The following is a 24,544-nucleotide window of genomic DNA, read 5'->3' on the forward strand; positions in this document are numbered from 1 at the left end:
AGAGGATCACATGACGGAAACGCGGGGCGATATTCTGATTGTCGATGATGAACGGGACATCCGGGAATTGATCTCGGATATTCTTGAGGATGAGGGGTTTACCACTCGTTTGGCGGGCACGTCGGACGAGGCGGTCGCACAGGTTAAGGCGGATATTCCGGCGCTGATGATCCTCGATATCTGGTTGAAAGACAGCGCGATGGACGGGATTGATATCCTGAAAATGGTCAAACGCGAACATCCCGAGGTGCCTGTGGTCATTATTTCCGGCCATGGCAACGTCGAAATTGCGGTCGCGGCGATCAAACAGGGCGCTTATGATTTCATCGAAAAGCCGTTCAATATTGATCAATTGATGGTCGTGATTGGGCGCGCGATGGAAACCAGCCGTTTGCGCCGGGAAAACACGGCACTACGGCGGCGCGACGGCGCGCCAAGCGAGATGATTGGATCCAGTTCCGCCTTTAAGGCGCTGAAAAATAACCTGGAAAAAGTCACCAAGTCCAATGGTCGAGTGTTGCTGAGCGGCCCGGCCGGCTCGGGTAAAGAACTGGCCGCGCGCTATATTCACGCAAATTCCGACCGCGCGTCTGCGCCCTTTGTGGTGGTCAATTCCGCCTCGATCGAAGCGGACCGGATGGAAGAGGTGCTGTTTGGGCGCGAAAGCGCTGAGCGCGGCATTGAACCGGGCCTGTTGGACGAAGCCAATGGCGGGGTGATTTACTTTGACGAAGTGGCCGATATGCCCCTTGGCACGCAATCAAAAATCCTGCGGGTGTTGGTTGATCAACGGTTCCAGCGTGTTGGTGGCAACGACAAAGCGAGTGTGGACATTCGCGTTATTTCCAGCTCTAACAAGGACTTGCAGGCCGAAATTGAGGCGGGATCCTTCCGCGAAGAATTGTTTCACCGCCTAAATGTGGTGCCAATCACCGTGCCTGCGCTGTCTGAGCGTCGTGAAGATATTCCCCAACTCGCGCAACACTTTCTCGAGATGTTTAATCGCGAACAAGGGCTGAACCTGCGTGAGCTGAGCGAAGATGCGGAAGCAATGTTGCAGGCGATGGGGTGGCCGGGCAATGTGCGCCAGCTGAAAAATGTGATCGAACGCGTGTTGATCCTTGGCGACGGCACGGGGCCGATTTCCTCGGGTGAATTGCCGGGGGCGGACCACGGCGCTGGCGAAGAGGGCGCGGCGGATCAAGCCGTCACACTGCCCACGGCCTTGGCAACCCTGCCTCTGCGCGAGGCACGCGAGGCGTTCGAACGGGAATATCTGTTGACGCAAATCAACCGGTTTGGCGGCAACATCTCGCGGACAGCAAATTTTGTTGGCATGGAACGCAGCGCGCTGCACCGGAAACTGAAATCACTTGGGGTGGTGACGGGCAACAAAGCCGGGGCCCGGGTGGCCTATGTGGCAGAGGAGCCTGGTGACGAACAGGGCGAGGATGTCGGAGCCTGAGGCCGTGAACACACTATGTCACGCCCTGATCCCGTCCCAAAGTCCCGATGGTCAAATGGACGGGGCAGTTGACCTTGGCGATCATGAATGTCACATCATTGGCAACCGCTGTACGGTTGGCGCGGGACGTGATGCAGTGGCTGACACAGACATCGGCGCAGAATTTCAACAAGGGGTCGATCAGCCATGAAAGTGATCATTTGCGGTGCGGGTCAGGTTGGCTGGCAAATTGCCCGCCATCTTTCCAATGAAAACAATGATGTGACGGTGGTGGACAATAATCCCGACCTGGTCAACCGCGCGACAGAGACGCTGGATGTTCAGGGAATTGCGGGGTTTGCGTCCTATCCGGATGTGCTGGAACGCGCGGGCGCGGAAGACGCGGATATGATCATCGCAGCGACCCATTCGGACGAGGTGAATATGGTTACCTGTCAGGTGGCCCATTCCGTTTTTGCCATTCCGCGCAAAATCGCGCGTCTGCGCAGCCAGTCCTATCTTGATGCGATTTACGCCGATCTTTACCGGCGCGATCACCTTCCAATTGATGTGGTGATCAGCCCCGAACGCGAGGTGGCCGATGCGGTTCTAAAACGCCTACGTGCGCCCTCGGCCTTTGATATTGAAAGCTTTCTTGACGGCAAAGTGCAGCTTTTGGGTATCCAGATGGAGGAAGACTGTCCGGTTTTAAACACGCCTTTGCGCCAGTTGACCGACCTCTTTTCCACCCTTTCTGTGATTGTGGTTGGGGTGCGCCGCGAAGGGTCCTTGTTTGCCCCGGAACCTGGCGATCAGCTGTTTGCGGGCGATCAGATCTATGTGTTCACGAAAACCACCGATATGGACCGCACGATGGAGGTGTTCGGCAAGTCGACCAAACGCCAAAGCCGCGTGGTGATTTTGGGGGGCGGGAATGTCGGTCTGGCCGTGGCCAAGGCGCTGGAAACGCAAACCGACCGGATCCGTGCCAAGGTGGTTGAGCTTAGCCGTCCGGTGGCCGAGGTTGCCGCGGATGCCTTGGAACGCACGGTTGTTTTAAACGGCGACGGCATGAATTTAGAGCTTATGAAAGAGGCGGGGGTGCCGCGGGCAGATGCAATTCTGGCGGTGACGGATGATGATAAGGTCAACCTGCTTACCTCGGTTCGGGCGAAATCTGTCGGCTGTCAGATGTCGATCTGTCTGATCAATGATCCGTCGTTGGTGGGGCTGATGGATCCGCTGGATATTGATGCCTATATCAACCCGCGCACCCAAACCGTCAGCTCGATCCTGCGCCATATTCGCCACGGGAAGGTGCGCGAAGTGTATTCACTGGGCGATGCCGAGGCCGAGGTGATCGAGGCGCAAGTTCTGCCGACCTCGCCCGTTTCCGGCAAGGCAATCCGCGACATTGATTTCCCGGAAGGCGTGCTTGTGGGCGCAATTCTGAAGGGGTCTGAGGTGATCAAACCCACCGGTCGCACCCGCATCGACGAAGGCGATATCGTCACGCTGTTTGCCCTGTCCGATGACGTGCCAGAGGTCGAGCGGCTGTTGCAGGTCCAAATCGACTTTTTCTGATGCTGAACTGGATCGTAAAATTACCGCTTCTGGTGATCCTGATGGGGATCGGAGTGCTTGCCATGATGGTGCCCGCTGGCTTTGGCTGGTTCACGGGGGCGTTCTTTGAGGCGCGGGTGTTTCTTTACGGCGCAATCCTGTTTGGGTTTCTGACCTCCTTTTTGGCGTTGGCCATGGTTGGGCGACCAAGATCCAACCGCCCGCGTCGGCACCTGATGGCGTTGCTTGGTCTGTTTGTTTTATTGCCCATTATGCTTGCGGTCCCCTTTCATCAAGCGGTGAAAAATACAAGCTTTCTAAATGCTTACGTTGAAATGGTGTCCGCGCTGACCACCACAGGCGCGACCCTGTTTGATGACCCAGGGCGGCTGTCGGACACAGTGCATTTGTGGCGGGCGTTGGTGGGCTGGCTTGGCGGGTTGTTCATCTGGGTCGGGGCCATCGCGATTTTGGCGCCGATGGCCCTCGGTGGATTTGAAGTGCGCGCCCGGTTCGGCGCCCGCAGTGACGCGGGGCGCTTTGGGGCCGGGGTTAGCCAGATCACAAAAGTGGCCGACATATCAGACAGAATTCGCGCGTATGGGGTGCGGCTGTTTCCGGTTTACGCGGGGCTGACGCTGGTGTTGTGGATTGGGTTGATCCTCGCAGGGGACACAGGTTTTGTGGCCCTTTGCCACGCAATGTCGACCATGGCCACAAGCGGGATTTCCCCGGTTGGGGGGCCTGCTGGGGGCAATGCGGGTTATGGCGGCGAGGTGATGATTGCGGTCTTTTTAATCTTTGCCATTTCCCGTCTGACCTTTGCGACGGATATGCAAGCGAATGATTTAAAAGGTTTATTTGACGACGCCGAAATCCGTATGGCGCTTGCGATCATCACCGTAGTGCCGGTGTTTCTATTCGTGCGGCACTGGATTGGTGCCATTGAAGTTGACGAAGAAATGACGCTATTGACCGGGCTAACTTCGCTTTGGGGCGCTGTTTTTACGGTTTTGTCCTTTCTCACCACAACCGGGTTTGAAAGTGCGGCCTGGACCGCCAGTCGCGATTGGTCCGGGTTGCAGACACCGGGCTTGATCCTGATGGCGGTGGCGTTGGTGGGCGGGGGCGTGGCCACCACAGCGGGCGGCGCAAAACTGATGCGGGTCTATGCGCTTTATGTGCATGGGCGGCGCGAGCTTGATAAACTGGTCCACCCCTCATCGGTGGGGGGAAGCGGCACCGATGCGCGGCATATGCGCGGCCGCGGTGCCTATATGGCTTGGGTGTTTTTCATGCTGCTTGCGATGTCCGTGGCCTTGGTGGCGTCGGCTCTGGCCCTGACCGGGCAGGAGTTTGAAAGCGCGTTGATCCTGACGCTTGCGGCGCTGACAACGACCGGCCCCCTGGCGCAAATTGCAGCTGTTGATCCGATTTCCTACGCGGACTTGAACGATGCCGCCAAATTGGTCATGGCCGCGGCCATGGTGCTTGGCCGGCTCGAAACATTGGCCATTATCGCGCTCTTTAACCCTGAAAGCTGGCGCAGATAGGCGGAAATCTGTGTTTTTGTCGCCATACTGCACCTTTACGGCGCGTTTGGGGCTGGAAACTGTACACATGCCACGCCATATTGGTTGAATAGGTTCATAAAACCGCCGGGAAACCGGTTGGATAAGACACAGCACGAGATAACAAAGGAAAAAAACGATGGCTGCCGATAAGCAAAACCTGCAAGACGCCTTTCTCAACCATGTTCGCAAATCCAAAGTCCCCGTGACGATCTTTTTGATCAACGGTGTGAAGCTTCAGGGCGTGATTTCATGGTTTGACAATTTCTGTGTGCTCCTGCGCCGTGACGGGCAATCGCAACTTGTGTATAAACACGCGATTTCGACCATTATGCCGGGTGCTCCGATCAACCTTTATGATGGCGAAGACAGCTGACCGACCTCGTAGATCAAGAGGAACAGCCCACGCGCGCGTGGGTGATCCATCCCGAGCTGACAAACAACCGCAACCGCCGTGCCTCGGGGCCGGCGCTGGAAGAGGCCGAAGCCTTGGCCGAAGCGCTCCCGCATCTAGAGGTGCAGGGGCGCGAGATTGTGCGTTTGTCCAAACCCCATGCAGGCCATCTGTTTGGCACCGGTAAAATCGAAGAACTGCGCCAGCGCATTCAGGCTGCGGAGATTGATCTGGTGCTGGTCGATGGCACCGTCAGCCCCGTGCAACAACGCAATCTGGAAAAAATGTGGGCCGTGAAAATCCTCGATCGCACGGGTTTGATCCTTGAGATCTTTTCCGATCGTGCGCGTACCCGCGAAGGGGTGTTGCAGGTTGAAATGGCGGCGCTGAGCTATCAACGTACCCGGTTGGTGCGCGCCTGGACCCACCTTGAACGCCAGCGTGGCGGGCTTGGCTTTGTTGGGGGGCCTGGGGAAACCCAGATCGAGGCGGACCGCCGTGCAATTGATGATCAATTAAACCGCTTGCGCAAGCAGTTGGAAAAGGTTGTTAAAACACGCGAACTGCACCGCGCAGCGCGTGCCAAAGTTCCTTACCCGATCGTGGCGCTTGTCGGTTATACCAATGCCGGTAAGTCCACCCTTTTCAATAAGTTAACCGGCGCTGATGTGTTCGCGAAGGATATGCTTTTCGCCACGCTGGACCCGACAATGCGACAGGTGGAGCTGCCCGGATCCGGGCGCAAAGTCATCCTGTCCGATACGGTTGGTTTTATCTCGGACCTGCCCACCCAGCTTGTCGCGTCCTTCCGCGCCACTCTGGAAGAAGTGTTGGCCGCGGATCTGGTGCTGCATGTGCGCGATATCTCGTCTGAAAACACCGATGAGCAGGCCAAGGATGTCACGCTCATTATGGAAGAGTTGGGGCTTGATGAAACCACCCCGATGCTGGAGATCTGGAACAAGATCGACTTGCTTGAGGGGAGCGAGGCGGACGCCCGTCGCGTCGAAGCCAGCCGGATGGATGAGGTTTTCAGCCTTTCAGCGGTGACCGGTGAAGGGTTCGAACCGTTGATGGCGGCCATCGAGGCCAAGCTCGACACTGTACGTGAAACTGTGACGATGTTGCTGGCGTTTTCAAAAGGCAAACAGCGTGCGTGGTTATTTGCACAAGGTGTGGTGGATAAGGAAGAGCCCGGTGAAGAGGGATGGAGTGTGACCGTCACCTGGACCGAGCGTCAAAAGGCGGAATATGCTTCCTTGTAAGCGCCGCCTTACAGTCAAATCAAAAAGACCGCCTTTTGGGCGGTCTTTTTTTATGTGTTTGTGCCAAGGCGGGATTGTGCCAAGGCGGGCGGGGCTAGGGTGCTTTTGGGATCAGATGGGTGATGCCCACTGACGCAGCCCGCGCGAGATCGGGATCAAGCGACATGGGGGTATATTCGCCACGGCGCCACAGCTCGCCCAGATCGTCATAATGACGTGACAGCGGATGACCTGATTGCCCGGTGGACACGACAAACAGGGAACTGTCGGGATCAGATAGGTCATAGACTCCGCGATAGCCCGCACCGTGGACGTTCAGAAACGGGTCAGGATCCGTGCCAGAGGTGCGCCCACGCAACAGCGTGTTATCCCCCCCGGAGGTTGATTGGCGAATGTTCACAAAATACTTTAAAAACGGCACCTTGCCCAACACAGGATGGTCCTGTGTTGCCACATGATAATCCCCCCAGCGCAGGCTTTCTTGTTCGCCTCGGGTGTGTTCATCCAGCCATAACAGCGCGTCATCAAGGGCGGCGCGCGCCACATCGGTACAGGTTTCAACCGGGGCCGATTGGATCACGTCACACCAGACCTCTGCGCCGTCGATATTACGAAAGACGCGTTCGATAAACAGCGGTTCCAGATGCGGAAACTCGCTGGTCAGTGGGCCCATTTCGTCACGGATCAATCTGTTTTGCAGCGCCCGCATCCAAGCCGAGTAAATCAGCGGTTCGGGCATGTGTTCGTTCATCTCGCCGTTCCAATTGGCCAACAGCGTCAAGGCCCGTTGGCGTGCGCGCTCGGGGGTGCCTTCAGGGGCGGCCTCTCCGGTGAACCACAGATCTGCCCCGACAAGTGGCAACAAGGTGCGGGCGGTGACGGACACCGGGTCCAACTGTGCCTCGATGAAACTGTCGCGTGTGTGCACGGCGCGCGCTTGCATCAACCGGTTCCAGCGCTGCACGCGCTGACTGTCGCCCCAATCAAAGCTCATATGAAGCGGAAAGGGCCGGTCGACGACTTTATTATTGGTGTTGCCGACGATCCCGCCTGAAGGCTGCACAAATTCCGGATTTGCGGTGTAGCTTTCAAGCCCCATCCAACGGTTGTCTGCCACGGCGCCAAGGCTGGGCATGCGCCCCTTGGTCTGGTGATTTCGGTTGCGCCGGGGCATCGCGCCAATCACCTTCATCGCGATCTGGCTTTTGTCGATCATGGTCAGGTTCTGGCTCGGGGCAAGGTAATCCGCACCCGCAGCGATCCCTTCGGTGACGGAATTTGAACGCATAAGGCGAATGCCCGCGCTCATTGATCGATCCCTGGGGCCCAGCAAGGTCCAGCTGAGGGCGGTCACATGTCCCGGTGGTGTGATGGTTGCGAGGTCGTAAAGGGACCCCGGAAGCACCGGGCCATTGTCGGACCATTGCAACGTGATGGTCACGGGCGGTGCGTCTTTGATGCGAATGATTGTGGGGCGTTCGCGCAGGGGCTTGAAGCCATCCGGCGTGCGCACCTCGGTTGGGGCATCGGGGTTTACTTCTTCGATGAAAAGATCCTGATCATCCAGATAAGACGAGGTCACCCCCCAGGCAAACTCATCAGATCGGCCCACCATCATGATCGGCATACCGGGTATGGTGCCGCCAATGACACCGCCGGTCGACAGCTCCAGTCGCGCCAGATACCACACGGTTGGCGCGGTCAGACCAAGATGGGGATCATTGGCCATAAGCGATCCACCGGCGGCGGAGCGTGACGGCGCGGCCGCCCAAGCATTTGAGGCCCCTGCAAAGCCTCGTCGTGGCGAGGGCCACATGTCTGGTCGTGTTTGACGGCCCTCAAGTGTGGCGAATTGCTTGGGGTCTGTTTGCATTAAGCTTGCATAATCGGGCAGGGCGGCCACACCGGCCCCCGGCATATCGGGCAGGATGTCTTTCACGCGCTCTTCTGGCAAAGCCAAAGACACGCGTGCCCGCAGGACTTCCTCTTCGATCTGACCCGAGAGTTGCACCCCCATCAGCTTCAAAATTGCAAGACTATCTGCCGGTTGCCACGGGGATATGTCATTGGAAAAGAGGAAAAATTCCGGCGCGCCCCGACCCAAAGCATCAGAATTAATGCGCGACAAATAGGCATTCACACCAGAGGCATACGCCTCAAGGGCCGCTTTGGTGTCTTTGTCCTGATCGTCGACCGCCTCTTGGGCGAGGTGATAAATATCAAGGCGGCGCATCAGCTCATCCACCTTCAATGTGCGTTCGCCAAACAGCTCAGACAAACGCCCTTGTGCGGTGCGGCGCATCATCGTCATTTGCCACAATCGGTCCTGTGCATGCACATAGCCAAGGCCGAAAAACACATCCTGATCGGTCTGACCAAAGATATGCGGGATATTGGCGTTGTTGCGCACAATTTCCACCGGCGCTGTGATGCCTTTGGTTTCGCGCGTCACGTCATAATCCGGCAGCGATTGCGCGGCCAGATAATACACCAGTGCCACGCCCAGTATGGCCAAAACCAACAAACCTGAGACAATGCGGATCAACCACTTAAATACCAGCGCCATAAATCCCTCGTGTTGACGTATCTGACCTGAGCGGTAACTACTGTGCCTGACAAAAGAATTCAACGATAGGGAAACATCATGGCAAAATGTGCGTTTTTGGGCTTGGGGGTCATGGGATATCCGATGGCCGGGCATTTGGTCGCCGCAGGTCACGAGGTGACGGTTTACAATCGCACCACCGCGAAAGCAGAAGCTTGGGCCAAGGAACATGGGGGCAAATGGGCCTCGACCCCGCGCGAGGCCGCAATGGGTGCGGATTTTGTCATGTGCTGCGTGGGCAATGACGATGATCTGCGCGGCGTGGTGCTCGGCGATGCGGGCGCGCTGGCGGGCATGGCGGATGGGGCGATTTTCGTCGACCACACAACCGTGTCGGCCAAAGTCACGCGTGAACTTTATGCAGATGCGAAAACCGCTCGGGTTTCTTTTGTTGATGCCCCCGTGTCTGGCGGGCAGGCGGGCGCCGAAAACGGTGTTCTGTCGATCATGTGTGGTGGCGATGAGGCGGCATATAACGCTGCGGAGCCGATCATGCAGGCTTACGGTCGCACCGTGAAACGCTTGGGTGAATGTGGTGCCGGGCAACTGACCAAGATGGTCAACCAAATCTGCATCGCCGGATTGGTGCAAGGTCTGTCAGAGGGGCTGCATTTCGCCGAAAAAGCAGGCCTTGATATTCGCGAAGTGGTTGACGTGATCCAAGGGGGGGCTGCGGGCAGTTGGCAGATGGTCAACCGGCATGAAACCATGGCGGACGATCACTTTGAACACGGGTTTGCGGTGGATTGGATGCGCAAAGATCTGGGCATCTGTCTGGCCACCGCAGATGAGAATGGCGCGAGCCTTCCGGTCACGGCCCTCGTGGACCAATTCTACAAAGACGTGCAGAAGATGGGCGGCGCGCGGTGGGACACATCAAGCTTGTTTAAGCGGTTGAAAGACGGCGGATAACATACGATTTTACACAAAAAAAGGGAGGCGTGAATCCTCCCTTTCTCATATATATCAATATCTTACGGAATGATGCGTGTGTATTTCGCACCCTCAAGAGCGGCCCCCGCAATCACGCCCGCTTGCCCAAACACCACCGCAACAACCGGATCGGATGAGGTGATGGTATCAGCCGTCAGGCGATCGCCCACAGTTTGGAACGCGTATTTGATGTCGGCCGACGCCACCCAGCCAGAGGCGGTGCGGAATTCTTGCAACGCTTGATCCGTCATGAAAAACAACACATGGGCGTATTGCTGTGCGCCGATTTGAAACCCAACGCTGGCTTGGGTTTGCAGATAATAATCAACAGTGGCACCGCCCACGCGCAATGCGCCACGGCCGTAAGCACCGCCCACCACAAACCCGGCTTCTGTCACCAGCGGCATGACCAGCATACCAGTTGCTTTCGACGCAAGCTGCTGTGTGTCAGGGTAGCGGTTGTAAAGATAGCGCAGGGTTTGATCCGCGCGGGCATCAATTTTGGTGCCATCTTGCGATCCAATACCATTGGCACAGCCTGCGACGGCCAGCCCAGCCCCGCCAAGCCCGACCATAAAGCCACGTCTGGAAAGAGGGTGAGATTGATTTGGGGAATTCTCTGATTTGCTCATGTTATGCCTCGTATCGCCAATTCAACTTGCGACAAGGGCGCACCCTGTTTCGCGTTGTTGAAGCCTGTGTGTCATGACAGGTCTATGCCTGTTTCTGCCTGCAATATAGCCCAATCGCACCACAGTGTCACGCACCCAGCAAGGATCACGCGGAAAATCGCTGTTGGGCGAAAAATCAACCGCTTACGCGAAATTGATGCTTTGAAAAAGCCTAGGCCTCTGACAGCATTTTTGCCATACGCGGGGCATAATAGGTCAAAATCCCGTCGCAGCCAGCGCGTTTGAACGCCATCAGGCTTTCGGCCATCACTTTGTCACCATCAAGCCAGCCATTGGCGGCGGCGGCTTCTTGCATCGCGTATTCGCCGGACACTTGATAGGCAAAGGTCGGCACGCCAAATTCGGTTTTCACGCGGCGGCAAATGTCCAGATAGGGCAGGCCGGGTTTGACCATAATCATATCCGCGCCTTCCATCAGATCCCGTTCCACAAGGCGCATCGCCTCATCCGTATTGGCCGGATCCATCTGATAGGTCTTTTTGTCGCCCTTCAGCGCACCAGACGCCCCAACCGCATCGCGGAACGGGCCATAATAGGCAGAGGCATATTTGGCGGTATAGGACATGATGGTCAGGTTGCGATGGTCCGCGCCTTCAATTGCGCTGCGAATGGCGCCAATGCGCCCATCCATCATATCGGATGGCCCAAGGATATCGGCGCCGGCCTCAGCCTGCGCAAGCGCCATGCGCACAAGGGCCACATTGGTTTCGTCATTCAGGATCTCGCCGTCCTGCACAATACCGTCATGCCCGTTTGCGTTATAGGGATCCAGCGCAATGTCGGTCATGATCGCAATATCCGGCACCGCCTGTTTGATCGCCCGAATGGCGCGGTTGGACAGGTTGTCAGGGTTCCACGCCTCTTCGCAGGCCTCGGATTTCAGCGCGGGATCGGTGTAGGGAAAGAGGCAGATCGCCGGGATGCCAAGATCCGCGGCCTCATGGGCGGCCTCGACCAAGCGGTCGATGGATTTCCGGGTTACGCCGGGCATCGAAGCCACCTCTTGCTCGACATCATCCCCTTCAACCACAAACACCGGCCAAATCAGATCGTTCACACCCAAGGAATTTTCCCGAACCAAATCACGAAGCGCAGCCGAGGATCGGGTGCGGCGCAGGCGCGTCGTGGGAAATGGGGCAACGGTGCGCGAGGGAATGGGGCGGTTCATCTGGCTCTCCTGACTTGATCCATATCGTCCTTGCCACGGGATTTGCGATGGGGCAAGGGCTCAGGTCAGATCTGCGACCCGTTCACAATGGAATTTACTGTCTGTTTCGCATACGAAAACCGCTTTTCATGCGCGAACCGCAAGCGTATGGTCGCCGAATATATTGGCCGGGCCTGATCACGATGGGGCAAGCGGTTGCAAGATAGGGCAGACAGAGTGGACTGGTTTTCAACACTTTTTGAAATTATCGACATGCGATCATTTTCCAATCTGTGGTATTGGATCGCGCTTGCGGTGTTGTGGTCAACCACCAGCCACTGGGTGATTGGCGTGCCTTATGATCTGGTCCAGCGCGCAGCGCGCCACGAAGGCCAAGCGCAGGTCGATCTGGAGCTGTTGACCCGCATCTATTGCTCGCGCTTGCTTTATATCGCGGCAACCTCTGGTCTGTGGCTGCTGGGCTTTGCCTGTGCCGCCCTTACCAGCCTGTTTTTGCTTGGTTTTGTCTATGGGGTTGAGTTTGCGCAGGCCCTGTTGCTGATCGCCTTTCCCATGACATTGGTTGGGGTGATGTCGCTTAACACAGCGCGGATCATTCAAGATCAAACGCTGGATGGTATCGATTTGCGGGACCGGTTGAACCGCCATCGCATCCAGACACAAGTGCTTGGTATGCTTTCGATTTTTGTCACCTCCATGTGGGGGATGTATCAAAACCTGTCGCTGCATGCCTGGAGCTGATCTGGCGTGAGCCTATTTGAACGCGGCGCAGGGCTTGACACCACGCCACGCTCCGTTACCTCAATCCTATGACACATGTGCTTTTATCCGGTGCCCCCGAAGGGTTTGACGCGCAGCTTTTGCTGAAAGAACTTGATCGCAGCGAGGCCCCCGTTCTCCATGTCGCGCGTGACGATAAACGCATGGCCGCGATGAAAGAAGCGCTGTCATTTTTTGCCCCCGGCGTGACCGTGGTACAATTCCCCGGATGGGATTGCCTGCCGTTTGACCGCATGTCGCCAAACGCCGATGTGTCCGCCACCCGTATGGCCACTTTGGCGGGGCTGGCGACGGGGGCTTTGTCTGGCAAATTTGTCCTTCTAACGACACTGAATGCGGCCACCCAAAAACTGCCCGCGCGATCAGTGCTTGAGGGGGCAAGTTTTTCGGCCCGTGTGGATTATCAACTCGACGTGGACAAGCTGCGCAGCTTTTTGGTGCGCATGGGCTTCAGCCAGTCGCCCACAGTGATGGAACCGGGTGATTTTGCCGTGCGCGGCGGCATCATCGACATCTATCCGCCCGGCGAAAGCGGCCCGGTTCGGTTGGATCTGTTTGGCGATGTTTTGGATGGGATCCGCCGTTTTGACCCCGTCACCCAGCGCACAACCGACAAGCTGAAGGGCATCGACCTTGCCCCGGTATCCGAGGTGCTGTTGGATGAGGCATCCATCACGCGGTTTCGGCAAAACTACCGGATCGAATTTGGCGCGGCAGGGTCGGATGATCCGCTTTACGAAGCGGTTTCAGCTGGCCGTAAACATCAAGGCGTGGAGCATTGGCTGCCGTTTTTCCACGAAAAGCTGGAAACGCTGTTTGATTACCTGCCGGATGCGTCCATTCTGTTGGATGATCACCTGACCGCCGCCCGCCTGTCGCGGTGGGACAGTATCGAAGACCAATATGAGACCCGAAAAATCGCCATGAAAGCCAAAAACCGGATGGACACGGTGTATAAACCCTGTCCGGCAGAGCTTTTGTATTTGGATGATGCCGCGTGGGACGCGCAGATCAAATCACGCCGTGTGGTGCAGTTTTCGGCGTTGCCACAGGCCACAGGCCCCGGTGTTGTGGATGGTGGCGGGCGCATCGGGCGCAATTTCTCGCCCGAGCGCCAACAGGAAAACGTCAATCTGTTTGAGGCGTTGGCGGCCCACATTAAGACAAAATCCAGCATGCCTGTAATTGTCGCAAGCTACTCCGAAGGGGCGCGCGAACGCTTAACCGGGCTGCTGGCCGACGAAGGGTTGATCGGCGCCACGCCGATCGACAGCTTCCGCGATGTGCCCGACAGCGGCGGCGGGACCTATCTCGCGGTTTGGCCGCTGGAACATGGGTTTGAAACCCCACATATCACAGTGATTTCCGAACAAGACGTGCTGGGCGATCGGCTGATCCGCGGTCAGAAACGCAAACGCCGGGCTGAGAATTTCCTGACCGAGGCCAACAGCCTGTCGGCGGGCGATTTGGTGGTGCATGTGGATCACGGCGTTGGCCGCTTTATGGGGTTGGAAACTGTCACCGCAATGGGCGCGCCGCATGAATGTCTTTTGCTGGAATATATGGGCGGCGACCGTCTGTTTATTCCGGTGGAAAACATCGAGCTTCTGTCGAAATTCGGCCAAGACACCGGGCTTTTGGACAAGCTCGGCGGTGGGGCGTGGCAGGCGAAAAAGGCCAAGCTTAAGGAACGTATCCGCGAAATTGCCGATAAGCTGATCCGGTTGGCCGCTGAACGCGAGCTGCGCAAAGCCCCGATTTTGCAAGCCCCCCACCACGCGTGGGAAGAGTTTTCGGCCCGGTTCCCATATCAGGAAACCGACGACCAAATGGGCGCAATCGAGGATGTGATTGATGACATGGCCACCGGTCGCCCGATGGATCGGTTGATCTGTGGCGACGTGGGCTTTGGCAAAACCGAAGTGGCCATGCGCGCCGCCTTTGTGGCCGCCATGTGTGGACAACAAGTGGCCGTGATTGCGCCGACCACTTTGCTGGCCCGCCAGCATTACAAAAGCTTTGCGGAACGCTTCCGTGGCTTTCCAATCAATGTCGGGCAACTCAGCCGGTTTGTGGGCCAGAAAGAGGTCAAACTGACGCGAGATGGCATTTCACGCGGCACGATGGATATCGTGGTCGGCACCCATGCGCTTTTGGCAAAAGACGTGCGGTTCAAAGACCTCGGTTTGTTGATTGTCGATGAAGAACAACGCTTTGGCGTGAGCCATAAAGAACGCCTGAAAGAAATGCGATCGGATGTGCATGTGCTGACCCTGTCTGCCACGCCGATCCCGCGCACCTTGCAAATGTCGCTGTCTGGGGTGCGGGATCTGTCGATCATCGGCACGCCGCCGGTGGACCGTTTGTCGATCCGCACCTATGTCTCGGAATTCGACTCTGTGACCCTGCGCGAAGCCCTGCTGCGTGAACATTACCGAGGCGGGCAGTCGTTTTTCGTCGCCCCACGCGTGAAGGATTTGCCCGAGCTTCAGGCCTTTTTGGAAAACCATGTGCCAGAGGTCAGCTTTGTCATCGCTCATGGGCAAATGGCGGCAGGCGAGCTGGATACCCGGATGAACGCGTTTTATGACGGGAAATATGACGTGCTTTTGGCGACCAGCATCGTTGAAAGCGGGATTGATATTCCCACCGCCAATACGATGATTGTGCATCGCGCGGACATGTTTGGTCTGGCGCAGCTTTATCAAATCCGTGGCCGTGTGGGGCGATCCAAAACCCGCGCTTATGCCTATCTGACCACCAAACCGCGTGTCCCGCTGACGGCCACGGCCGAAAAACGCTTGCGGGTGCTGGGATCCTTGGATGCGCTGGGGGCGGGGTTCACGCTCGCCAGTCAGGATCTGGACATTCGCGGGGCGGGCAATTTGGTTGGCGAAGAGCAATCCGGCCAGATGCGCGAAGTGGGCTATGAGCTTTACCAACAGATGCTGGAAGAGGCGATTGCCAAGATCAAATCAGGGCAGCTTGAAGGGTTGTCCGAGGCGGATACCGGTTGGGCGCCGCAAATCAACTTGGGCGTTCCTGTTTTGATCCCAGATACTTACGTGCCCGATCTTGATGTGCGTCTGGGTCTTTATCGCCGGCTGTCTGGCCTGTCGACCAAGGTGGAATTGGAAGGCTTTGCCGCAGAGTTGATCGACCGGTTCGGGACTTTGCCGAAAGAGGTCAACACGCTTTTGTTGATTGTGCGCATCAAAGGCATGTGTAAACGCGCGGGGATTGCGAAACTGGATGGTGGGCCAAAGGGCGCGACAATCCAGTTCCACAACGACAAATTCGCCTCTCCGCACGGGTTGATCGAGTTTATTCAGGCCCAAGACGGCTTGGCCAAAGTGCGCGACAATAAGATTGTCGTGCGACGTGACTGGCGCAAAACCTCTGACAAGATCAAAGGGGCCTTTGCGATTGCGCAGGATCTTGCGATCAAGGTGAAAGAGGCCACAAAACAAAAGGGTTAGGGCCTTAGGCGGCCTTAACATTGGTCCGGCAGTGTCGACGCAATGGCGGGGCGCTAGTTCGGGTTGTGGCGGTCAATTTGGATCAAGATAAACGACAAACCGGAACAGATCGTCACCCCAACCAACAGCGGTAAGGGGGTGCCATTAAAGGCCAAGCCAACTGGCCCGGCGATAAGCACGGCAAGCATCGTCGGAAGCGCGCCAATCACGGCCGCAGCAGTGCCCGCAACATGGCCAAGCGGTTGAATTGCCAGCGCGTTCAGGTTTCCAAAGCTCAGCCCGTTCAGGAAAAACAGCGTAATCGACCAGGCGACAAACAACCAAAGCGCAAAGGCCCCCTCTGGGGACAGCAGGGTCCAGACAATCAGCGTTGTCCCCGCCAGAACCGTTTGCGCGGCAAAGCCAGCCATCGCCAGACGACGCATGCCAACGCGAACCACCAAAACCGAGTTCAGGAACCCCGCGCCCGCCGATAAGATCGTGACCAGAGCGAAGTAATAAGGAAAGGAGGTGCCAGTCCCCAGAACATCGACGAAAATCTGCTGGGCTGAACTGAGATAGGCCATCAACTGCCCAAAGGCAAAGGTGATGACGGTCATGTAAAGCAGGGTGACACGGTTGCTCAGCACCATGCCAAAGCCCTCAATCACCGGCTTAAACCGCAACGCTCGACGCTTTTCTGTCGGCAAGGTTTCCGGTTGGCGCAGCCAGAACCAGGCCAGGATCAACATCGCGACGATAATATATGTGGTGAACATGTGGCGCCACCCAAAGGACAGGATCACCCATTGCCCAAACATCGGGGCGATGGCCGGCACCAATACAAAAAAAGAAAAGGCAATCGATGTCACTCGGGCCATCAGGCGCCCTTCATAGAGATCGCGGGTCAACGCCATCGCACTGGTGCGCGGACCGGCCGCCCCCAAACCTTGTACAAAACGCCAAAACAACAGCGCCTCAAGAGACTGCGCCGTGATTGCCGCCGCCGCAGCGATCATATAAAGCGCAAACCCGGCGCCCATCGACACACGTCGCCCGAAGGCATCGGACAAGGGGCCAAAGAACAACTGCCCTAAGCCCGCGCCAACCACAAATGCCGTAATCACCAATTGCGCGCGGTTCACATTGTCCGGCACCATTTCGCTGGCAATCTCAGGCAAGCCCGGCAGGATGGAGTCGATGGAAAACGCCACCATCGAGGACAGCGCCGCCAAAAGCGCGATAAACTCAAACAGCGGCAGCGGTTTTTTAGGGGTGAAAATCGAACTCAAGTTGCCTCGCTTGGGGCAGCGTCAATCTGCTCCAAAATTTCGTCGATCACGCCCACCCACAGATCTGCCGGTTGTGCGCCAGGAACAACATGTTGATTTGAAATAACAAAAGTAGGAACTGAATTAACACCCTTGGCGCGGGCATCCGCATCACGCGCAGAGATTTCCTCGCCGTCCGCGTCAGAGGCCAACAGCCGCGCGACTACATCACGCTCCATCCCGGCCTCTGCCGCCAGATCCGCCAGAACCTCCAGGTCGCCCAGGTCTTTGCCTTCAACAAAATAGGCTTTGAACAAGCGATCCACCATGGCGTTTTGCTTTTCTTCAAGCCCAGCCCATTGGATCAACCGGTGGGCGTTCAGCGTGTTGGGCGTGCGGGTGATGGCCTCTAGATTGATCTCAAGCCCGCTGTCCTCTGCCTCTTGGACCACAGGCAAATAGGCTTGGATCGCGCCCTCTTTGCCGCCGAATTTCGCCTCAAGATACGCGCGGCGATCCATGCCGTCTGCCGGCATGTCAGGGTTCAGCTGAAAAGGATGCCATTGGATCAGAAAGGGGTGGTTTGGTCGTGCCTCTAGCGCGCGTTGCAATCGGGCTTTCCCGATGTAGCACCACGGGCAAATTGGGTCTGAGAAAATATCCAAACGGATCATCGCACTCTCCTCTTCAGACACTCGCCTTATCGTGGATTTGCAGTGATGAAAAGGGGGGAGAGGCGCAACTTGGAAAATACTTAGCACGTTAAGCAAATACCCCCGTGTTACAACCAACCCAAAAAAGGCGACGCAAAAGGGACCCAGTCAGTGTGGCGATGTTTTGTCCAAACCCGTGTTTCACTTTCATCGCAAACCGCCGTCGTGCTGCGTCTCATAGGTTTCGCGCAGCTTGGCGCGCAACAGCTTGTTGTTGGCGCCACGGGGCAAGGTTTCGACCGGCACAAACAGGCGGGGGCATTTGTAATGGGCCAAACGGGCGTGGGCATGATCCAAAAGGGTTTGCTCTGGCATCTCATGCGTTTCAGGGATGTAAAAACAGGCGATGATAGTGGTATCTGCCTTGATCGCAACCTCGGCACAGGCCGCTTCATGCACACCGGGATGAAGCGCCATCGCGGCCTCGACCTCTATCGGAGAGACGCGAAACCCGCCCGCATTCATAATGTCATCCGAGCGTCCTTCAAACGTAATGGCACCCGCGTCATCCATGCTGACCGTATCACCCGTCAAAAACCATTCCCCAAGAAAACGGTCGGCCGTGGCCGCGTCAGCGCCTAGATAACCAAGCATCAGACCCGGATCTGATCGGTGGACCGCCAGAATACCCGACTGGCCGAAAGGTACAGGGGTTCCGACCGGGTCCAACACAGCGATTTGACGCCCGGGTTGTGGATATCCAAGCGTGCCTTTCGGCGCCGGGCGTGTGGGGCTTGCGGACACAAAGGTAGAGCATTCCGACATGCCATACGCCTCATATATGCGCGTCCCGGTGCGTGTGTTCCAGGTCGCCCGGGTTGCCGAGGGTAGCTTTTCGCCCGCTGACAATCCGTGACGCAGATCTGACAGACTGGGCAGATCGTGTTTCAACATCTGCCGGTAAACCCCCGGTGCAGCGGCAAAAATCGTGGCCTTATGTGCCGCCAATAAAGCCCCCAATTGATCCGCGGTGGTGCCCGCTGCCGGGATCAAGGCGGTGGCGCCAATGGTCCAGGGATCCATCAATCCCGTGCCCAGCGTATAGGTCCAGTTAAAGGCGCCTGCGTGCAGGATCCGGTCGCTGTCGCGCAGACCATACCAGCCCTCCCACATCATTCGCCGCGCCCAAATGGCCCGGTGCGCGTGGGTGACCGCGCGGCTTTGCCCCGAGGTGCCCGAGGTGAAAATGATATAAGCGGGGCGATCCGGGTCGCCTTGATGAAAAGGGGCAGGGGTGTGATCGGCCAACCCGTGCAGTTGCTCTGCCGATAAGATCGGGGGCACCGGCAGGTTTGGTTGCGCAGCAGGGCGTGTGACGCCCTCGCTTGCAACAATCAACTTGGGGCCAATCAACGCCGACATCTTGGTGATTTCAATCTCCGTCAGTTGTGACGAGGTTGGAACCGGAACCAGCCCCGCCGCAATTGACGCCAGAAAAGCCAGTGGGAAATCCACATCATTGCCAAGGCGTAAAAGCACGCGATCCCCCGGCGACAGGCCTTGCGCCAACAATCCACCCGCCACATTGCGCACCGCGCGCGACAGGGTCGCATAGGTCCAATGGCGGTCGTCATTGCCATCCGCAGCAACCACGGACAAGGCCGTTTTGTCGCCCAAATCGGCCGCATGGCGCAGCACATATTGGGCCATGTTAAACGGGTTCGGCGCGGCAGGATGAGGCGGGTTTGGTGTGACGACTGATTGCATAATCCACATCTGCCAATCCTTTGTCCCGGTTGCAATAGGCCCGTGTTGGTGCCAATAGGGGGATATGACGGAAAACAGCACACCCAGCCTGATCCAACTGGCCCGCGAAAGTGGCGATGCGGGCCCAGATCCGCTTCCCTTAAATCTTGGCGAACGCGTGCGTGACTTGCGTAAGTCGCGTGGTTGGACGCTGGAACAAGCCGCAGGTCAGGCCGGATTGGCCCGCTCCACCCTGTCGAAAATCGAAAACGGACAGATGTCACCCACGTATGATGCGCTGAAAAAACTCGCCATTGGGCTTGAGATTTCGGTGCCACAGCTTTTCACCACGCCAAAAACCGCGCAAGTGTCTGGCCGCATGACCGTGACCAAATCGGGCGAGGGCGCGGCCCACGCCACCACCACCTATGAACATGAACTTCTGGGCGGTGCGCTGACCAAAAAAGCCATGCTGCCGTATCGTGCCCGCGTGCGTGCGCGCGCCTTTGACGAATTTGACGGTTGGGTGCGCCATGACGGGGAAGAGTTTCTTTACGTGCTGACGGGCGCCATCCGTTTGATCACAGAATTCTACGAACCCGTTGAAATGAAACGCGGCGACAGCGCCTATTACGATGCCTCGATGGGGCATAATGTCGTGTCGATCAGCGAAGAAGATGCAACGATTCTGTGGATCACGTCGCTGACCTAGGTGATGCACGATAGATCGCCGCCCGAGGGTTGGACAAAAAAAGCCCACGAAGACAACGCTTCGCGGGCTTGGGTTTTTTGCGATCGAACAGCTTACTCTTCAAACCACCAAATCTCTGGCTGGAAGCCCAGATAATCGCCGTACATCGGGATGGTTTGCGGGAACTTCAGCTCCTTTATATGCGCGATATGTGAGGTGTTGGAATAGCCGACCGGGATCACGTAACGTCCGGCGGTCAACACACGATCAAGCGCCTTGGTGGCCGCGCGGAAATCCTCTTGATCCTTGGCCGTCAGCATGGTGTCAATCAGGCCGTCAATCGCCGCGGATTGCACCCCCATCCAGTTGCGTGACCCCTCTTGATTGGCACTTTCAGACCCCCAATACAGCTTTTGCTCATTGCCGGGGCTCAGCGACAGCCCGCGCCAATAATAGGCCATGTCGAAATCAAAGGCGTTCACCCGTTCTTTGTATTGCGCATTGTCGACAGAGGTGACGACAGGGTTGATCCCCAACCGTTTCAGCGCCGACACGTAAAGATCAATGGTTTGGCGTGTCCCTGTTGCGCCGTTTTTCAAAAGAATTTCAAAGCTGAACGGCGTGCCGTCGGCGTTTTTCATCTCGCCATCCTGCACGGTCCATCCGGCCTCTTCCATCAGCGCCATGGCACGACGCAGCCCCGCGCGGTTGCGTTCGGACCCATCAGAGACAGGCAGGCTGTAGCCCTCCACCGCGCCCTCTGGCAAATCAGAATAGCGCGCGAGCATTTCAGCGACACGTCCTTCGGCGGGTTGCCCCGGCGCCATGCCAAGAACCGAGTTGTGGAAATAGGACAAGATGCGCTTTTGTGCCCCGCCATCAAGGGTTTGGTTGATAAATTCAAAGTTAAACGCATGGATCAGCGCATCGCGCACGCGGATATCGGCAAACACGTCGCTGCGCGTGTTCATAACATAGCCTTTGATCCCCGTCGGTCTTTGATGCGGAATGTCGGACAGCACCACATCGCCTGATTGCACCGACGGGAAGTTATATTGTGTGGCCCACTTTTGTTCATTCGTCTCACGATAGGTCGACGCCTCGCCGGCCTTAAATGCCTCAAATGTCACGTCACCATCGCCGTAATAATCAAACCGGATCTCATCCAGATTGGCCTGACCCCGCATGAACGGCACGTCTTTGCCCCAATAGTCCGGATTGCGTTTCAGGGTCAGATAGCGCCCCGGTTCAAAATCCCCAATCACATAAGGAGAGGATCCAATCGGGATCATTTCGACCCCAGACGTATCAAACGCCTTGCCCTCCCATTGGGCTTTTTTCAGCACTGGGCGCATCCCCAGGATCAGCGGCAATTCGCGATCTTCGGTGTTGAAGGTGAATTTGATCGAACGCGGGCCGGTCTGCTCCATCGTGTCGACTTTTTTCCACGCGCCTTGGTAACGCGGATGACCTTGGGTGCCGAGCGTTTCATAAGACCACATCACATCCGCAACGGTCACCGGGCTTCCGTCCGAGAATTTTGCGTTGTCGCGTAGGGTGAATTCGACCCATGTGCGTGCCTCATCCGTTTCAATCGATTCGGCCAAAACACCGTAAAGCGTAAATGGCTCATCCCAGCTGCGGCCCATAAGGCTTTCAAACAACATAAATCTCAACTGCCACGGCGCGCGGCCTTTGCGAATCAGCGGGTGAATCGAATCAAAGCTGCCCGCCTCGGCAAACACGATTTTTCCACCTTTTGGCGCCTTCGCATTTACGTGGGGTAGGGACACAAAATCCGGTGGTAGGGCAGGGTCACCATACATAGCTATGCCATGTTGCGGCTCTGCAACGGTCATTTGACCGGCCGATAACACAATCGCACCTGCCCAAATCGTCTTGCGCAGGAATTGGAATAAATCTGATTTCATTTCGGCAACAATCCTTCATGTCCCTCGTTTGCTTGGCAAAAGCCTAACCATGTCAAATAGTCTTTTCAAACTTTTAGCTTGGAACCGGCTGGGGTTAGCGGTATAAAGATCTCACTGCTCGATAGGTTTCTTGCCTGTATGAAACCTGCCTCAATAACTTGCGCCCGCCTTGTGCGGGCGTTTTTTTTATGGCGATGATGCCCGTGCAGCAATTCATAAATATGTGACCAAACACGCAGAGAATCGGTCTGGTTGCCCTTTGCAAAACCACGCGTTTGACGCCTTGACCATTTCGCTTATGCCGTGGGGCGGTCTGCGCGCTGGGGCCGGGTGGGATTAAAGCGTTCCGCCATAAACTTGAAACACGCGTTTTTGGCGAAACCCCGCAATAGTAAGAGGTTCCGCCGCGCCCCGCGTTTTCCCTGTCTCAGGGTAAAGGCCGGACGCTTTAGGGCTGGAATTGCCGGCCTCTGTCGTTATGCTGCAAAGCAGAAAAATATCTCCAAAGGAATGCTCTCATGGCCATCACCACCTCGCTTGCCGGCAAAACCGCGATTGTAACCGGGTCGAACTCGGGCATTGGCCTTGGGGTTGCAACTGAATTTGCGCGGGCTGGGGCGGATGTTGTTTTGAACTCCTTCACCGACCGTGACGAAGACCATCAGATCGCCTCGGATATTGCCGCCGCCCACGGGGTGAAGGTGCGCTATATCCAGGCGGATATGTCCAAAGGGGATCAATGTCGCGCGCTGATTGAAAAGGCCGGCGCGTGCGATATTCTGGTCAACAACGCGGGCATTCAGCATGTTGCGCCTGTGGATGAGTTTCCGGTGGAAAAATGGGATGCGATCATCGCGATCAACCTGAGCTCGGCGTTTCACACCACCGCCGCCGCGCTGCCGATGATGCGCAAAGCCGGATGGGGCCGCATTGTGAACATCGCATCGGCCCATGGCTTGACCGCATCGCCCTATAAATCCGCCTATGTGGCCGCCAAGCATGGCGTGATTGGCCTGACCAAAACCGTTGCCCTGGAAACCGCCGAGGAACCGATCACCGTGAACGCCATTTGCCCGGGCTATGTGTTGACCCCACTGGTTGAGGCGCAAATCCCCGATCAGATGAAAACCCACAACATGAGCCGCGACGACGTGGTGCGCGAGGTCATGTTGGCCCGTCAGCCCTCAAAAGAATTTGCAACCGTCGAACAAATGGGCGGCACCGCCGTATTCCTGTGTTCAGGCGCAGCGGCGCAAATCACCGGCACTTCAATTTCTGTCGATGGTGGCTGGACCGCGCTGTAACGGCGCACGCGTGTTGGAGTAATGAGTATGAAACGGATCAACCTCGCCCTGCAGGGCGGCGGCGCACATGGGGCATTCACTTGGGGCGTGCTGGACCGGCTGCTTGATCAAGAAGATGTTGAGATTGCAGCGATCACCGGCACCTCAGCGGGTGCGTTGAATGGCGCGGCGCTTAAGGCTGGGTTGCTGGCGGATGGGTCAGGTTACGATCGCGCCTCCGCCAAAGCCGCTTTGGACGATCTGTGGCACAATGTGGCGGGGGTTCAGGACCTGCGCATGACCAATTGGATGGCGTCATTCGCAGCGTCAAACGATGTGATTGCCCGCACGTTGGAATTGTCGCCCGTTAACATGATGGCGGATATGGCCACGCGCTTTGTCAGCCCCTATCACCTTGGCCCATTTTACGCGAACCCTTTGCAACAAGTTGTTGATAAGTTTGCATTTGATCAGGTTTGTGCAGACACAGGCCCCAAGCTTTTCATCTCTGCCACCAATGTACGTTCGGGTAAAATCCGGGTGTTTCAGGGGGATGAGATTTCCACCGATGTGATCCTTGCCTCGGCCTGTTTGCCAAGCGTGTTTCAAGCGGTGGAAATTGACGATCCCAAAACCGGCCAACGCGAAGCCTTTTGGGACGGGGGGTACACCGGAAACCCCGCATTATTCCCGTTGTTTCACAAAGACTTGCCTGATGACATTATGGTGGTGAACATCAACCCGCTGTGGCGCGACGACATTCCACGCGAACCGATGGATATTCAAAACCGCATCAATGAAATCAGCTTCAACTCCTCGCTTTTGCGAGAGCTGCGCGCGATTAGTTTTGTCAAACGTCTGATCAAAGACGGGCAAATGAGCAGCGACCAGATGAGCGATGTTTTGGTGCATATGATCTCTGATGATGATCTGATGCGGGATCTGAGCGTGGCGACCAAACTCAGCCCGTCCCCGGTGGTTCTGTCGCGCCTGAAAACTGCAGGGCAAGACGCCGCTGATCGGTTTTTATCCAACCATATAAATGACTTGGGACAGCGGGCGACGGTCGATCTGGAACAGATGTTCGGTTGAAAAT

At 56.9% G+C, this 24,544-nt stretch carries 19 protein-coding genes; 12 read left to right on the forward strand and 7 right to left on the reverse strand.

What is annotated here, in order from left to right; all coding sequences use genetic code 11:
* The first annotated feature begins 10 nt into the window (after positions 1-10).
* The 6 genes from ntrX to hflX all read left to right on the forward strand — a co-directional run bounded on the left by ntrX (position 11) and on the right by hflX (position 6,237).
* Positions 11-1,465 (forward strand): nitrogen assimilation response regulator NtrX, encoded by a 1,455-nt coding sequence (ntrX, locus tag KKW20_RS13000; protein ID WP_214568334.1) that lies wholly within the window; start codon positions 11-13, stop codon positions 1,463-1,465.
* Positions 1,452-1,655: a hypothetical protein gene (locus KKW20_RS13005; RefSeq protein WP_214568335.1), complete on the forward strand. Its 204-nt coding sequence runs from the start codon at positions 1,452-1,454 to the stop codon at positions 1,653-1,655. The genes ntrX and KKW20_RS13005 overlap by 14 nt, the downstream gene beginning before the upstream one ends.
* Complete coding sequence (gene trkA, locus KKW20_RS13010) at positions 1,652-3,028, forward strand: Trk system potassium transporter TrkA (RefSeq protein WP_214568336.1); 1,377 nt, start codon at positions 1,652-1,654, stop codon at positions 3,026-3,028. The genes KKW20_RS13005 and trkA overlap by 4 nt, the downstream gene beginning before the upstream one ends.
* Complete coding sequence (locus KKW20_RS13015) at positions 3,028-4,560, forward strand: TrkH family potassium uptake protein (RefSeq protein ID WP_214568337.1); 1,533 nt, start codon at positions 3,028-3,030, stop codon at positions 4,558-4,560. The genes trkA and KKW20_RS13015 overlap by 1 nt, the downstream gene beginning before the upstream one ends.
* Positions 4,561-4,717: 157 nt before the next feature.
* A complete protein-coding gene (gene hfq, locus KKW20_RS13020; RefSeq protein WP_055192264.1) occupies positions 4,718-4,954 on the forward strand; it encodes an RNA chaperone Hfq in 237 nt (78 codons plus the stop codon).
* A 41-nt stretch (positions 4,955-4,995) separates the two neighbouring features.
* Positions 4,996-6,237, forward strand: a complete 1,242-nt coding sequence (gene hflX, locus KKW20_RS13025; RefSeq protein WP_343207594.1) for a GTPase HflX — start codon at positions 4,996-4,998, stop codon at positions 6,235-6,237.
* A gap of 94 nt (positions 6,238-6,331) precedes the next feature.
* On the opposite strand, the gene KKW20_RS13030 is transcribed toward hflX, so the two are convergent.
* The gene (locus tag KKW20_RS13030; protein ID WP_214568338.1) at positions 6,332-8,803 is read right to left on the reverse strand and encodes a penicillin acylase family protein; all 2,472 of its coding nucleotides are present in this window, start codon (positions 8,801-8,803) and stop codon (positions 6,332-6,334) included.
* A 78-nt stretch (positions 8,804-8,881) separates the two neighbouring features.
* On the opposite strand from KKW20_RS13030, the gene KKW20_RS13035 reads away from it, so the two are divergent.
* The gene (locus KKW20_RS13035) at positions 8,882-9,754 is read left to right on the forward strand and encodes an NAD(P)-dependent oxidoreductase (RefSeq protein WP_214568339.1); all 873 of its coding nucleotides are present in this window, start codon (positions 8,882-8,884) and stop codon (positions 9,752-9,754) included.
* A gap of 62 nt (positions 9,755-9,816) precedes the next feature.
* On the opposite strand, the gene KKW20_RS13040 is transcribed toward KKW20_RS13035, so the two are convergent.
* Together KKW20_RS13040 and hemB are read right to left on the reverse strand one after the other, a co-directional pair.
* Positions 9,817-10,407 carry a lipid-binding SYLF domain-containing protein gene (locus tag KKW20_RS13040; protein WP_214568340.1) on the reverse strand — a complete coding sequence of 197 codons (591 nt, stop codon included), beginning with the start codon at positions 10,405-10,407 and terminating at the stop codon, positions 9,817-9,819.
* A 211-nt stretch (positions 10,408-10,618) separates the two neighbouring features.
* Positions 10,619-11,635, reverse strand: a complete 1,017-nt coding sequence (hemB, locus tag KKW20_RS13045) for a porphobilinogen synthase (protein WP_214568341.1) — start codon at positions 11,633-11,635, stop codon at positions 10,619-10,621.
* Positions 11,636-11,887: 252 nt separating this feature from the next.
* On the opposite strand from hemB, the gene KKW20_RS13050 reads away from it, so the two are divergent.
* Positions 11,888-12,376, forward strand: coding sequence for a component of SufBCD complex (locus tag KKW20_RS13050; RefSeq protein ID WP_246534603.1), 489 nt, complete (start codon positions 11,888-11,890; stop codon positions 12,374-12,376).
* A gap of 68 nt (positions 12,377-12,444) precedes the next feature.
* The gene (mfd, locus tag KKW20_RS13055) at positions 12,445-15,894 is read left to right on the forward strand and encodes a transcription-repair coupling factor (RefSeq protein WP_214568343.1); all 3,450 of its coding nucleotides are present in this window, start codon (positions 12,445-12,447) and stop codon (positions 15,892-15,894) included.
* A gap of 53 nt (positions 15,895-15,947) precedes the next feature.
* Here the strand turns inward: mfd and KKW20_RS13060 are convergent, their stop codons facing one another.
* From KKW20_RS13060 to KKW20_RS13070, 3 genes are all read right to left on the reverse strand, one after another.
* A complete protein-coding gene (locus KKW20_RS13060; RefSeq protein ID WP_246534604.1) occupies positions 15,948-17,165 on the reverse strand; it encodes a multidrug effflux MFS transporter in 1,218 nt (405 codons plus the stop codon).
* A complete protein-coding gene (locus KKW20_RS13065) occupies positions 17,162-17,818 on the reverse strand; it encodes a DsbA family oxidoreductase (RefSeq protein ID WP_214568344.1) in 657 nt (218 codons plus the stop codon). The genes KKW20_RS13060 and KKW20_RS13065 overlap by 4 nt, the downstream gene beginning before the upstream one ends.
* A 186-nt stretch (positions 17,819-18,004) precedes the next feature.
* A complete protein-coding gene (locus KKW20_RS13070) occupies positions 18,005-19,564 on the reverse strand; it encodes a class I adenylate-forming enzyme family protein (RefSeq protein WP_214568345.1) in 1,560 nt (519 codons plus the stop codon).
* Between the two features lie 64 nt (positions 19,565-19,628).
* On the opposite strand from KKW20_RS13070, the gene KKW20_RS13075 reads away from it, so the two are divergent.
* The gene (locus tag KKW20_RS13075) at positions 19,629-20,255 is read left to right on the forward strand and encodes a helix-turn-helix domain-containing protein (RefSeq protein ID WP_214568346.1); all 627 of its coding nucleotides are present in this window, start codon (positions 19,629-19,631) and stop codon (positions 20,253-20,255) included.
* 92 nt (positions 20,256-20,347) lie between these two features.
* Here the strand turns inward: KKW20_RS13075 and KKW20_RS13080 are convergent, their stop codons facing one another.
* Positions 20,348-22,165: an extracellular solute-binding protein gene (locus KKW20_RS13080; RefSeq protein ID WP_214568347.1), complete on the reverse strand. Its 1,818-nt coding sequence runs from the start codon at positions 22,163-22,165 to the stop codon at positions 20,348-20,350.
* A gap of 518 nt (positions 22,166-22,683) precedes the next feature.
* Between KKW20_RS13080 and KKW20_RS13085 the strand changes: the two genes are divergently transcribed.
* Together KKW20_RS13085 and KKW20_RS13090 are read left to right on the forward strand one after the other, a co-directional pair.
* A complete protein-coding gene (locus tag KKW20_RS13085) occupies positions 22,684-23,469 on the forward strand; it encodes a 3-hydroxybutyrate dehydrogenase (RefSeq protein ID WP_214568348.1) in 786 nt (261 codons plus the stop codon).
* Between the two features lie 27 nt (positions 23,470-23,496).
* Complete coding sequence (locus KKW20_RS13090; protein WP_214568349.1) at positions 23,497-24,540, forward strand: patatin-like phospholipase family protein; 1,044 nt, start codon at positions 23,497-23,499, stop codon at positions 24,538-24,540.
* Positions 24,541-24,544: the final 4 nt, after the last annotated feature.

The sequence above is a fragment of the Aliiroseovarius lamellibrachiae genome (assembly GCF_018599245.1).
GTDB classification, from domain to species: domain Bacteria; phylum Pseudomonadota; class Alphaproteobacteria; order Rhodobacterales; family Rhodobacteraceae; genus Aliiroseovarius; species Aliiroseovarius lamellibrachiae.